Origin of the sequence: Flavobacterium sp. MK4S-17 (genome assembly GCF_009848495.1) — a bacterium.
In the GTDB taxonomy this organism is placed as follows: domain Bacteria; phylum Bacteroidota; class Bacteroidia; order Flavobacteriales; family Flavobacteriaceae; genus Flavobacterium.
This window is the reverse complement of the sequence record NZ_WWEP01000016.1, coordinates 20,837-34,125: the sequence shown is the minus strand read 5'-3', so window position 1 is coordinate 34,125 and position 13,289 is coordinate 20,837. Positions and strand designations below refer to the sequence as shown.

The following is a 13,289-nucleotide window of genomic DNA, read 5'->3' as shown; positions in this document are numbered from 1 at the left end:
TCAAAAATAAGGCTTTTTATCACTGCTTATACTTCAACAAAATATAAACTATGGGTTTATAATTTCTATCTTCCTCTTTGCTTCGTTTCCTGCCTCATCAGTTATCGTCAGGTAATATTTACCTGTTTTTGCTTTAACCGGCATTTCATGAAACGTTTGTGTTTCGCCAAGGTATTCACCATCCAGATACCAAAACAACCTACCGTTTTTCAATGTGTGCGCAGCTTTAAAAACCACCGGCTGTACAGTACCGCTAAAATCTTTGGTGAGGTATATTTTTCCGTTTTCCTTGGGATATATAAAATCGATATAACTGCCCGAAACCCCCATGCAGTCGCTCCTGTAAGGAGGCAGGGGCGCATAGTCAATATGCCCGCTTTTGTAATACCACTCCATAACAGGCGGGAGTACAAACCACGAACGGGTTATCATATTATCTATATTTTCGCAACTGCTGTTTACCCTATACTGCCCTGAAATATCCAGATGCACTAGCTTGTGATAAGGGCATACTGCTGTTTTAGTGCCGTTTAAAGGAATCCATTGCTTTACTTTAGGGCAATGCTCGCCTGCTATATGGCCGCTTTTACTGCAAACATCAGCTTCTGCCATATCATTATAGGGAAGCGAAAACCACTTTTGCTTCGGCAACAGGTTAAATACATCAAACAATATAGGGGCAGCACTCCCCACCCCGGTAATAGAAGGCCTGCCTTCTCCCGAGGCATTGCCAACCCATACGCCTACTACATAACGTGGGCTTGTGCCAATAGCCCAGGCATCGCGGCTGCCAAAACTTGTTCCTGTTTTCCAGGCTATTTCCAGTGAAGAATCATAAAACCGCCAGGCTTCATCGCCTTCAGGGCGGTTAACCTCTTTCATAGCGTTATAAGTAAGCCATATTGCACCTGCACCAATTTGCGGCTTATTAAAAGTTTCCTTGCCAAAATCAGGCTTTCCGCTGCTGTCCCAGTTCAGTTCGGTAAATTCATTATCCCTGTATTTCGCCTGGGTGGAAGTAAAATAATTAAGGGTTGACGTAAGCCCCGCATATGTCCTGCATAAATCCCAAAGATTGGATTCAGCACCTCCTAATATTAAAGACAATCCGTAATGGTTGGGGTGCCTGTTTATATCCCTTAATTTAAAGTGCTGTAATTGTTCATAAAAACGATAGATACCAAAATCTTTAAGCATTAGTACTGCCGGAATATTTAATGACCTTGACAATGCTTTTTGTGCCGGCACGGCACCATCATAAGTCAGTTCATAGTTTTTTGGGCTGTAGCCTGCAATTTGTGTAGGTACATCAGCCACCAGTGTATTAGGCAGCAGTTCCCCGGCGTCGAGCATCGAGGCAAAAAGCAACGGCTTTAAAATACTTCCTGTACTGCGGGGCGCGGGTATTATATCTACATCTTTTTGATGGTAGTTGTCTGTGGGTGAGTTACCCACATAAGCCAATATATTACGTGTTTTTACATCTACCACCAGTATAGCCAGGTTATGCACCTCTGTTTGGCGGTATTCATTATAATAACGTGCAGCAATTTGGTTTACCCTGCTTTGCAGGGCTGACTTTACTGTTGTTTTTATACGGCTTCCTTCCTTTTTCTTAGCCGCAAATTGTAATAAATGCTGTGCTGCTTGCGGTAAAGGATAGGGCTTTTGTGGCAGCCGCTCCAAAACGGAAAGTTCGTAGGTGAGTTTATCAATAACCTTTTCCTCATATAGCTTTTTCAAAAGCCTGTTCCTTTTTTCCAGCAATTGCTGTTGGTTTTTTCCCGGGTATATTAGTGCAGGGGCATTAGGCAGTACAGCAAGTGTGGCGGTTTCTGCCCAGGAAAGCTGGTGCGGCTGTACACCAAAATAACGCCATGAAGCCATTTCCAGCCCAACCACATTGCCGCCAAAAGGCGCATGGGCAGCATACAATCCTAAAATATTGTCTTTAGAATATCTTAGCTCCAGCCGGGTAGCAAGTATAAGTTCTATCAGCTTTTCAAAGTAGCTTCGTTTTTTGCCTTCGCGGGATAGGCGTATTACCTGTTGGGTTAGTGTGCTGCCGCCACGCACCACCCTGCCCGCTTTAAAGTTTTGCCGCATGGCATTAAAAATTGCTATGGGGTTAAAGCCGGGGTGGCTGTAAAAATACTGGTCTTCAAAATGTATTATACATTGCCTGAATTTATAGGGTACGCTGTCCTGCGCGGGAAAGCGCCACTGCCCGTCGCGGGCAATACGAGCACCCAGCAATTCGCCTCCTTCACTTTCTATAACCGTACTATACGGCTCACTGAATAATACACGTGGCAGGCTGAAATAATACCATACCAGCAATGCGGGTATGATAACCGATTTTATTTTATTTCGCTTTATATATCTCCATATATTGCATAAGAAGTTAATAAACCTTGTTTTCATAAAGGTGAATACACTTCTTTTCATCATTACAGCGTGTCCATCTTAAGTTCCATAATTGGTAAAAACCTGTTTTTTACAGTGGTCTTTTGTAATCCTTTAGTTACAAATCCAAACTTTTTATAAAACTTTTCAGCACCAGGGTCTGATTCAAGGATAACATTTACTGTTCCTTCAGTTTTTATGCGCTTTAAAAAATCATCCATCAGAATTTTTCCAAATCCTTTTCCTATAAAATCGGGAAGTAAAAATAAATTATCTAACCTTATAGTGGTGTTGCTTTCATAAAAAAAAGAGTAATAACCTATAACCTTATTATCAAGCACCATCTTAAAAACATTATTGCTTTCTATATAAGCTTTTGTAATAGTTAATTGGTCTGACCATTTATCTAATAAATCCTCAGGATACCCCCAGTATGCTTTTGACTTTTTAGTAATATCTGTCAAAATACCGCTATCATTACTATATGATTTTTCTATTTTCATTTCACCACTTTTACCCATTGCCCTTCTGTTCTTGAAAGGAAGCTGTTATCATACATGGCTTCGCACTGCACGCCCGGCAGGTAATAACTGCCCGGATAGGAAGCATTAAGCAATATCCTGAATGTTTTTCCCTCATGCGCTTTTAGTGGAAAATAAAAATTAGTCCTGTCGTCCCTTATGTCTATATAATCGGCTTTGTTTTCAGCAAAGCTTCCAAAATCAGTAAAGCGGGTATTAACTATTTCCCACCCCGAAGGAATTATTTGTGTCAATGCAATATTATCTACAAACTCCCCTCTTTGGTTCACCACTGTTACTTCCGCAACAAACTCAGTGCCCTGCGGCAATGAAACAGGGTTTATAACTGCACCACCCCTGTCCTTAAAGGTTATGACTGTAGAAAGCCCGCGTTGCTCTTCCTGCTCTTTGCCCACAGGCAGTATTCCACTGTAAACCACTTTTACATATATTGTAGACTCACTGTTGTTTTTAACCTCAACACTGTTATCCTGAGAAACCTGCAAAGCCCTGTCTGCAAATGTTTTTTCTGTTTTTATATCCTGTTGTTTGCCATTCTGGATAAAGCCAATATCTATACCTTTACCCCCATTTGCCTTTGCAAATTTAGACATGGCATAAAGGCAGTAAGCAGTAGTCTGGGTGCTCATCCACTCCCTTGAAGACATTCTTTCAGCAAGCTGTACAGCCAGCCTGAACGCGCGTTCCTTTTGCCCTAAAATAATCAGTGTTTCTAAAGCCATTGCCCTGTTGCGCTCCGGTGAACCGTAATAGTAATAATAAGGGTTGTTGTTTACATCAAGACTGCTTTTATTAAGTAGTGCCATACCTGTATTTTTTTGCCCTGCCAATGCATAAGCCGCAGCAAGTCTTAATTTGGAATCATTGGAAATACCAACCGTTTCCCGTAGCCTGTTCATGGAAGAAAGGTCGGGCGCACCGGCAAGCGCAAGGGTGTACAGCCTGTATGCCTGTGCAAAATCATTATGATAGGCTTCATTATAACGCCAGTTCCTTGCCTGCTTTTGCTGATAGGCAAGCCATTGCCTTTTCGCATTTGGCGGTAATACATATCCTCTTTTCTCAGCTTCAATAAAAAAGTGCCCTGCATAGCTGGAGCCCCAGTCGTCAGGACTGGCATTGTTGCCCGGCCAGTAGGTAAAACCGCCTCCCGAAACCTGGTACTGCGACAGTTTTTGTATAGCTGCCGTTACATTGCGCTGTATCTTCTGTTTGCGCGATTGGTCAATATCGGCAATATCGGTAAGGTATAATTGCGGGAAGGCACCCGATGTAACCTGCTCAAGGCAGCCATGCGGATATTGTATCAGGTAATCCAGCCTGCGGTTAAAATCTATAGACGGGAAGGATGAAACCTCCAGTTTAGCCTTATTGCTGCCCGGCACACCAAAGGCAGCCCAGTTTAAAGCAGCCGATTTGCCCGGCTCTAAAACCAGTTCCTTAAAGTTTTGTGTTACGGGGTTAGGGTTCACAATATCCAGCTCCACATCATACGATGCTTTTTCCTTGCCGGAAACTGCGGTAATGCTCACTTTGCCAATACCTGTTTTATTACCCACGGCAAGGTCAAAATAAACTACTTTTTCATCCGGCCTTGTAAATCCTGCTGTTTGCTTTGCCGGGCCTTCCACTTTAATATCGCCTGTTGTTTTTACCTGCAGGGTTACATTCTTAACATGGTTTTCCATGGCAAACAGCGTAACAGGCAATGTTACCTTTTCTCCAGGTGTTACTTTTCGGGGTAATGATGCCAGCAGCATAAGCGGGCTGCGTACAGGCGTTGTTTTTTCTGCGCTGCCGTAGGCACTAAGGTCGGCATTGGCAGCCACAACCATTGTGCGTACAGAGCCTACATATTTAGGAAGCTTAATCTCGTGGAGCCTTGTTTGCCCTTTGCCCAATGTATAAGGCCCTAAATACATGACAACCGGCTTAAAGCGGTTGGCTTTTTTAGCCTGCCCGCCTCCTAAATCTGCGTCGCCCCCTATGCTGAAAATCTGGTTTACAGTACCTCCATAAGCACCTATAACATCATCATAAATATCCCATGTTTTTACGCCTAATGCTTCTTTTGCATAAAAGCTGTCCCAAACATTCGGTGTTTTAAAGCGGGTTAAGTCCAAAAGCCCGTCATCTACAACCGCCAGGGTATAGGTCATTGGCCTGCCTGTTTTTTCACTTATTTTTATAACAGCCCTTTGTTCGGGCTTCAGCACTTCAGGCATTGAAATCTGTGGTTGCAGTATGGTATTTTTATCCACCACTTCTATGGGTATAATACCGTATAGCCTTATAGGTGAATCATTTGCTGTTGAAGCGTGGGGCTGCAGTAATGTTATGTATATATATACGTTAGGGGCCATTTTTGCCGTAACAGGAATTTCTACCTGGGTTTCGCCTTTTTTGGTAGGTGCCCATAGCGTTTGTACAACCTGCGAGCCATTTTCAAGTGAAATCAAAGCCCTGCCCCCTTCGCCGGAAGGAAACGATACCAGGATTTTTTCACCGACTGCATATTTCTTCTTATCAGTACTGAAAACAAGCATTGCCGCTTCCTCGCCACTGCCGTTCCTTGAGCGTCCTGACCAGTAAGGCCAGTCGATAACTACAGTTTCACCTGCCGAATGGCCGCTTTCCATATCCGTTACCCTTACAAGATAACGCCCCCAGTCATTTTTATCTACCTTAAAGGTAAATGATGCCTTACCTGAAGCATTGGTCACTACCTCCTGCGAATAATATGCTACATTCGACAAGGCTGAACTGTAAGACGACATATTATCGTGCGTAGCATCCCACCACCAGCGCCAGTCCACTTTATATGCTTTTACCATAAGTTTTCTTCCTGAAACAGCCTTACCGTTTTCATTAACCGAAATAACCTCAAAGCGGTTATCTTTATCTGTTTCCAGCATACCATATTTATTGGGCTCCGGAATTTTTAACCCTGCATAAACCGTATACGGTGAATACGCTGTACTGATAACATCAGTACTGACATCACCTCCTTTTTCATAAGCTTTTGTAATTATGGCTGCCTTCAGCATTCCCGGCGCACGCGACTGCAACTGTGGCTGCAGTGTAAAAGCAGCTTCACCATCTTCATTTGTTGTACCTGAAAATATGTTTACTTCCTCTGTCCTGTAATCCTGTGCAGGGTCGTCAAAAATATAATCCTGTAAACCTTTGAATTCGGTTTTCTGTTTTAAAAACTTCGCCTGCATTTCTACCTTAAGCCCTTTTGCTATAGCACCATGCAGCCATTGTACCTGTACAGTGCCCGTGTTTTTTTGTGATGCTGAAATAGTTTTGCCTGCCAGGCTGTTTTTAATTTTAAGCCTGTTGGGTTTTATGGTTTCAATTTTAATACTCTTATAGAATTTAGCACCACCGACAGATATAATTGCCTCCCAGTTACCTGTGGGTGCAGTTGGCTGTGTAGCAGCAATAAATTTATAGTGGTTCCTCGGGTTGTAGGTTTGCACCGCTTCATAAACGGTTTTACCATGAGGATCATTTAGCTTTAATTTAATTGGGTGTGAGGCGGGCAGTTTTGATGCTTTGTCATTAAGCACAAAACCCAGGAATAAAGTATCACCGGGACGCCATACACCCCTTTCCCCATAAATATACCCTTTCAGCCCTTTTTGAAGTTTTGCACCGTCAATATTAAAATTGCTTAGTGACTGCGAATTGCCATCTCCCAGTTTTACATAAGTGGTATTGTTATCTTTTTTAACTACTGCAAAAAAGGCAGGCTTATCAAGTACAAAGTCAACAGTGCCCTCGCCCCCCGTAGTTACGGAAGCGAGTTTTTGCTGCTGGTAGCTGTAAATATCAATGGCTGCTCCTGCAACAGGTTGTGTAGTGGTAATACTGTTTACTGCAAAAAAGTATGTATTGTTATCACCCCTTTTTGCTATAACGCCTAAATCGCTTGCCAGCACATTGGTTGCTACTTTCTTGTTATAGTAATAGGATTTGCTGCACGGGTCTTCGCGTTCCCTCCAGTCATAATCATAGTCGTAATAATCATAATAATACTCATCTTCAAAACCTGAGTAAAATTCGCTGTCATCTTCTTCTTCCTCATCTTCCTCTGCAACAGCACCCTCACAGCCGTACAATGAATATGACCTTTTCACCATCATTTCCACCCTGTAAATAGCCCCCGGCTCAGGGGTAATAAGCGATGATAAATCCAACGCATAGGAATTCCATTTGCCGTAATTAATCAGCTTATCTGTATTTAGTACCAGTTTCTTTTTAGCTACAGGCATGGCTACTTTACGCAGTCCGTAGGCTCCGTCCAGCTCCTGGTCCTGTAAAAACTGCATTACATTATTAGCAAAAATGCGGTATACCCTTACATCAACAGCACTAAGGTTTACCGCCTGGAAATTAATTTTCAGGTTGCTTGAGGCAGGCAATATAGTACCGCTCTTTAAAAATTTCACTTCCGGTTTTAACTGCTCAAATAAAACTTTTGTTGTAAAGGTGCTTTTTGCTTTAAAGCCTTCTTCACTTTCTATACCCTGAAAAACTTCTGTCAAAAAATTGCCGTTAAGTGGCTCGGGGAGATATACAATAAGTAAATTACCATCTACTGTATATTTAAGTCCTTCAATATTCCCGACAGCCACCAAGCCTGAAAAATCCTGGTCTTTTCTTAACGGGTCCGAAAAATTGATTAACATTTTCTGGTTATCGCCGGGAGCAACATCTATACCTATAACTTTAAAATTATCTTTACCCGGTATTTCAAATTCAGTAGAGCCTTGCTGCTCAATATCGAAGGGCCTTCCATTCCATTTTATTAGCACCCTGCTGTTTTGAGCATTACGCTTTATACTGTCTATTACAAAAGGGAATTCTGTACCCGCGGCTGGCGCCGGGTTAAACCTTACCGGCAGCTTCCTGCCTTCCTGTTCGGCTGTTACCAGTTTTGCTGCCGTTTTTGCATCAAGCCGGTCGCTGCTTTTAAGTACCCCATTAAGAAATTGCCAGTCCCTGTTATAGGATTGCAAAGCGGTAGTGGTAACTAAAAAATCCTGTTTCAATGTTTTTACAATAAACTTAAAATCCTTAAGGTTATCAGGCACTTCAATAATTTTAGAAAGATGGAGTGTAACCCTGTATTCTGTATCCTGCTCCAGTTTTTTTTCAGGGCGGAAAACAATACTGTTATCGGGCAGTATAATCACCCTGCCTTCTGCCGATGGCGAAATACTGAATATATCCTTATCCAGTTCACTGTTTGGCTGCCATTCTTTCTTTGAAAAAGCCAGCCCCACTTTTATATCTGCCGCTGTTGAAACTATACCTGAAGAGAAGCCTGTAATATATTCCCTGTATAAGGAAAAATCAGATTCAAATTCTTCCCTTGACCCTTTAGAGCAGGAATTAAACAGCAGGATTACTGCTGCCAGTAAAAAGATTTTCAGGCTTTTCATAACAGGTACAGGTTGCGTTAGTAATTTAGTTAGTTCAGGACTTTGCCTTTGCGGTATAACTGCAAAAAGCATATTTATATTGTAATAAATTTAGGATTAATTTATTAAAAATAAAGGATAACGTCCATATAAATTTACCCCCTCCTTTTCCTGAAAAACTCTTTTACCAGAAGGCCGCACTCTTCTGCCATTACCCCGTTTGTTACCTGCGTTTTAGGGTGAAGCTTCGCGCCCATTGCCCTGTAGCCCCGCTGCTCATCTGCCGCACCGAAAACAATATGCGGAATCTGGCTCCAGTATAATGCTCCTGCACACATTTGGCAGGGCTCCAGCGTTACATAAAGTGTGCAGTTAGTGAGATACTTACCTCCCAGGAAGTTAGCCGCCGAAGTTATAGCCTGCATTTCGGCATGTGCCGTAACATCATTCAATAACTCGGTAAGGTTATGTGTTTTTGCAATTACCCTGTTATCAATAACCACTACAGCGCCCACGGGTATTTCACCCTTATCAAAAGCGGCCTGTGCTTCCTGCAGTGCTTTTTTCATGTAATATTCGTGGGTAAATATGTTTTCCATACACTGTTATTTTGACTTTTCAAAAGTAGCAAACTATATTGTAAATTTGTGTTTAATAAATATACAATGGCAGCTACGCTTCTTTCCCAGATACAAAGCCCGGAAGACCTCCGCAAACTGAAACCTGAACAGTTACCGCAACTGGCTACAGAGTTGCGTGAGTTTATTATTGACATTGTTTCAGTTAAAGAAGGGCATTTGGGAGCAAGTCTTGGTGTGGTTGAGCTTACCATTGCACTGCATTATGTTTTTAATACACCAAAGGATTTACTGGTTTGGGATGTTGGCCACCAGGCTTACGGGCATAAAATAGTAACCGGCAGGCGCGGCAGGTTTGATACTAACCGACAATGGAAAGGTATAAGCGGGTTCCCCAAACGTAGTGAAAGCGAATATGACACTTTTGGCACCGGGCATTCCTCTACTTCTATTTCCGCAGCATTGGGCATGGCGATAGCTTCTAAACTAAACGGAGAGACTGAAAAAAACCATATAGCTGTAATTGGTGATGCCTCCATAGCATCAGGAATGGCGTTTGAAGGGCTAAACCATGCAGGTGTTACCGATGCTAACCTTTTGGTTATTCTCAATGACAATGCTATAGGGATAGACCCAAGCGTAGGTGCGCTTAAAAACTATCTTACGCAGGTTAAGGAGGGAAAAAACCCAAGGCAGAATAATATGATAAAATCGCTGAATTTTGATTACAGCGGCCCCGTTGACGGGCATAATCTGCCTGCACTTATTAAGGAGCTGGAAAGGCTGAAACAAAAAAAAGGCCCTAAGTTTTTACATATTATCACTACAAAAGGAAAAGGGCTGAAACAGGCTGAAGAAAACCAGGTTAAATATCATGCTCCGGGAAAATTTGACCGCCTGACAGGGGAACTGGTTGCGGCGAATGATGAAAATATGCCCCCAAAGTATCAGGATGTTTTTGGGCTTACACTGGTAGAACTTGCAAAAGCCAATAAAAAAATAGTAGGTATTACTCCTGCCATGCCTTCGGGCAGCTCAATGAAGTTTATGATGGATGCTTTTCCCGGCAGGGCTTTTGATGTTGGCATTGCAGAACAGCATGCTGTTACACTGGCAGCAGGCATGGCTACCCAGGGCATGATTGTATATTGCAATATTTACTCAACTTTCCTGCAGCGCGCTTATGACCAGGTAATACACGATGTGGCACTGCAAAACCTTCCGGTTATTTTTTGCATGGACAGGGCAGGCTTGGTAGGTGAAGATGGTGCTACCCATCATGGCGTTTTTGATATTGCCTACCTTAACTGCATTCCTAACCTTATTATTTATGCACCTTTACATGAAGGAGAACTGCGTAATATACTTTATACGGCACAGCTTGGGCTGCAGCACCCAATAGCCATACGCTACCCGCGTGGAAGGGGTGAAACGGTAAACTGGAAAAAGCCTTTTACTGAAATTTCAATTGGCAAGGCAATACAATTAACAGAAGGTGGTGAGATAGCTGTACTATCTACCGGCACTATAGGCAACAACGTTATAAAAGCTCTTGACACAATAAATAACCGCAATTCATTCTCCCATTACCATTTTGGTTTTATCAAGCCATTGGATGAAACTGCACTGCATCATATCTTTAAAAAATATAAATCTGTTATTACAGTTGAAGACGGTACTGTTAAAGGCGGCTTTGGCAGCAGCATTTCCGCATTTGCCGCAACAAATGGATATACCGTAAAAATAAAGCTGTTAGGTGTGCCGGATAGTTTTATAGAGCAAGGAACAATAACACAATTACAACATTACTGTGGTATTGACGTTAAAAGCTTATCGGATATTTTTTCTGTTTACTAAAAATACCGATTTTTGCATCGCATCTCAATTCACACTCAAAAATGAAAATTAAAGCCTTACTGATAAGCCTTTTACTTATACCTTTTTACCAAAACCTTACCGCACAGGTAATAGTAACCACACTACCCGATTCTATAAGCTATTGGGAAAAGATAAATAAAGTAGGGCTTGACATTTCGGAAATTGCTTTTGTTAACTGGAGTGTGGGTGGTAATAACTCTGTTTCGGGGCTTGCCAAAGCAAGTTTTGTACGAAATTATCACAAAAGCCTTCAGAACTGGGATAATGAATTAATGCTAAAATATGGACTGAACAGCCAGGAAGGGCAGGAACTGCGCAAAACGGATGACCAGATACAACTTATATCTACATTTGGATACAGGCGCGATACTGTTTCCAACTGGTATTACAGTGCCAAGTTTAGTTTTAATACACAGTTTTCAAATGGTTATTCCTATCCTAACACTACAGAGGAGATTTCAGGGCCTTTTGCCCCTGCCTACATCTTTTTAGGTGTTGGTTCGGAATACATTCGTAAAGACTTGGGGCTTAACGCCTATTTTTCGCCACTTACAGATAAAACCACCCTTGTTTTAAACCGCATGCTTGCCGATAAAGGAGCTTTTGGAGTTGACGGTGCTGTATATGATGAGGAAGGCAACCTGGTGCGCCGTGGAAAAATGTCGAGGACAGAATTGGGTATATTGGTAACCAATAATATAAAGCGCCAGATTTTTAAAAATATATCCCTTGACCACAGGATAACCTTTTATACCGACTACATTAATAATTTCGGGAATATAGATATTGACTGGCAGTTTCAGCTTGACATGACCGTAAATGAATATGTAAAAGCAAACATTGGCGCACATCTTATTTATGACGACGACATTAAAGCCACCGAGGAGCGTGGCGGCGAAGTGGTTCAGGTGGGGCCAAAAGTACAGCTAAAGCAAATGCTAGGGCTTGGGCTCAGTTACATTTTTTAGCGTTTATTTAGCTCCTGTAATAGTGTTATAAAGCAGCACAGCTTTCCCGTCGGTTAGCGTAGATACAAAATGGCAAATGTGCAGCAACCTGTCATACACACTCATTTTCTCTGCTGCAAAACGCTCAGGCAGCAATTTTAGCACCAGCAAATCATAATTGCTTTCTCTTCCTTCTGCCTTATTGTTATAAGCCGTACAAAAGGTATCAAGCAGGGTATTGATTATACGGTAGCCAATTACTTCTTTTTCCACAACCTCCCGGCTGCGGTAAATATTATTTACGCTCAGTTTTATTATGTCTTCCATCTGCGCGGTGTATTTTCCCTGAGAAGTTAGCGCATAAGGATATTTCCCTGCAAGTATGAGTTCTTCATTTTCCAGGAAAACATTAACAGCATCGCTTATAAGGCTGCTTATGGCAAGGGCACGCAGGTAGCTTATCCGGTCTTCTTTTGTGGTAAGGCTTTTGTACTTATCAACCTGTACTTTATCCTTAACCAGCTTTATTAGGTATTCCAATGCATATTCCTCCTGAATTAGCCCGAGGTTGATGCCGTCCTCAAAATCAATTATAGTGTAGCATATATCATCCGCCGCTTCTACAAGGTACGCCAGCGGATGGCGCTCAAAACCTATATCATTCCCTGTTTTATTTTTTATAAGCCCTAATTCGACAGCTATATCAATAAAAAATTCCTTATCACACTGAAAAAAACCATATTTCTTATCGGCTATATTGGAAGTTGGTTTCTTGGGGAGCGATTCTTTAGGATATTTCATAAATGCCCCTAATGTGGCATAAGAAAGGCGCAGTCCGCCTTCAGTACCCGGCCTGCTGGCTGTAAGCAGGTTAAAACCGTTGGCATTGCCTTCAAAGTCGGTAATATCCTGCCATTCCTTATCGGTAAGCAGGACTTTGTATTGCTGCCCGTTACCGGTTTTAAAATACTCACCTATAGCCTTTTCACCCGAGTGCCCAAAAGGTGGGTTGCCAATATCATGTGCAAGGGCGGCGGCGGCCACAATAGCCCCGAAATCATTCATGTGATAGCCATGGACATCATGCAGGTATGGATGCTTTTCAATAATTTTTTTACCTACCAGCCTGCCCAGCGAACGCCCCACCACTGATACCTCAAGGCTGTGTGTAAGGCGGGTATGCACAAAGTCGGTCTTGGAAAGGGGTATTACCTGCGTTTTATCCTGCAGGCTCCTGAATGCCGATGAGAATATCACACGGTCATAATCTACCTCAAATCCAAGGCGGGTATCATCCTGTTCCTTACGCAGGCGCTTACTTGTATCGCCCTGCCTTTTTAAAGACAGGAGCTGTTCCCATTGCATCATTCCTTATGTTTTTGTTTAAAGAGTTCTTGGTGTTTTCTATAGCTTCCGCCTTACTATTTGTTCATAAGAGTTTTTTAATCAATTAAATAATTAGGAAAGTGTTACTGCGAGGGCAAGCATCTCTTCTTCCACATAACA

Annotated in this window: 7 protein-coding genes; 2 read left to right on the top strand and 5 right to left on the bottom strand. The window is 42.3% G+C overall.

All coding sequences use genetic code 11. The annotated features are described in order from the left end of the window. Nucleotides 1–48: 48 nt before the first annotated feature. The 4 genes from pbpC to GSF09_RS07530 all read right to left on the bottom strand — a co-directional run bounded on the left by pbpC (nt 49) and on the right by GSF09_RS07530 (nt 8,979). Nucleotides 49–2,424, bottom strand: coding sequence for a penicillin-binding protein 1C (gene pbpC, locus GSF09_RS07545; RefSeq protein ID WP_159800338.1), 2,376 nt, complete (start codon nt 2,422–2,424; stop codon nt 49–51). A 26-nt stretch (nt 2,425–2,450) separates the two neighbouring features. Further along, nucleotides 2,451–2,909 (bottom strand): GNAT family N-acetyltransferase, encoded by a 459-nt coding sequence (locus GSF09_RS07540; RefSeq protein WP_159800337.1) that lies wholly within the window; start codon nt 2,907–2,909, stop codon nt 2,451–2,453. Then, nucleotides 2,906–8,401: an alpha-2-macroglobulin gene (locus GSF09_RS07535; protein ID WP_159800336.1), complete on the bottom strand. Its 5,496-nt coding sequence runs from the start codon at nt 8,399–8,401 to the stop codon at nt 2,906–2,908. The genes GSF09_RS07540 and GSF09_RS07535 overlap by 4 nt, the downstream gene beginning before the upstream one ends. A gap of 134 nt (nt 8,402–8,535) precedes the next feature. Continuing rightward, entirely contained in the window at nt 8,536–8,979 is a 444-nt protein-coding gene (locus tag GSF09_RS07530) for a nucleoside deaminase (RefSeq protein WP_159800335.1), read from the bottom strand. A 66-nt stretch (nt 8,980–9,045) separates the two neighbouring features. Between GSF09_RS07530 and GSF09_RS07525 the strand changes: the two genes are divergently transcribed. Continuing rightward, entirely contained in the window at nt 9,046–10,815 is a 1,770-nt protein-coding gene (locus tag GSF09_RS07525; RefSeq protein WP_159800334.1) for a 1-deoxy-D-xylulose-5-phosphate synthase, read from the top strand. Between the two features lie 41 nt (nt 10,816–10,856). Beyond that, on the top strand, nt 10,857–11,804 hold the full coding sequence (locus GSF09_RS07520; protein WP_159800333.1) for a DUF3078 domain-containing protein: 948 nt from the start codon (nt 10,857–10,859) through the stop codon (nt 11,802–11,804). 3 nt (nt 11,805–11,807) lie between these two features. On the opposite strand, the gene GSF09_RS07515 is transcribed toward GSF09_RS07520, so the two are convergent. Continuing rightward, nucleotides 11,808–13,148, bottom strand: coding sequence for a deoxyguanosinetriphosphate triphosphohydrolase (locus GSF09_RS07515; RefSeq protein ID WP_159800369.1), 1,341 nt, complete (start codon nt 13,146–13,148; stop codon nt 11,808–11,810). Between the last annotated feature and the right edge of the window lie 141 nt (nt 13,149–13,289).

What these genes read in the sequence shown, in the direction of transcription:
- GSF09_RS07540 (WP_159800337.1), bottom strand. Translation starts at nt 2,909, where the DNA reads ATGAAAATAGAAAAATCATATAGTAATGATAGCGGTATTTTGACAGAT.
- GSF09_RS07525 (WP_159800334.1), top strand. Translation starts at nt 9,046, where the DNA reads ATGGCAGCTACGCTTCTTTCCCAGATACAAAGCCCGGAAGACCTCCGC.
- GSF09_RS07530 (WP_159800335.1), bottom strand. Translation starts at nt 8,979, where the DNA reads ATGGAAAACATATTTACCCACGAATATTACATGAAAAAAGCACTGCAG.
- GSF09_RS07515 (WP_159800369.1), bottom strand. Translation starts at nt 13,148, where the DNA reads ATGCAATGGGAACAGCTCCTGTCTTTAAAAAGGCAGGGCGATACAAGT.
- GSF09_RS07520 (WP_159800333.1), top strand. Translation starts at nt 10,857, where the DNA reads ATGAAAATTAAAGCCTTACTGATAAGCCTTTTACTTATACCTTTTTAC.
- pbpC (WP_159800338.1), bottom strand. Translation starts at nt 2,424, where the DNA reads ATGAAAACAAGGTTTATTAACTTCTTATGCAATATATGGAGATATATA.
- GSF09_RS07535 (WP_159800336.1), bottom strand. Translation starts at nt 8,401, where the DNA reads ATGAAAAGCCTGAAAATCTTTTTACTGGCAGCAGTAATCCTGCTGTTT.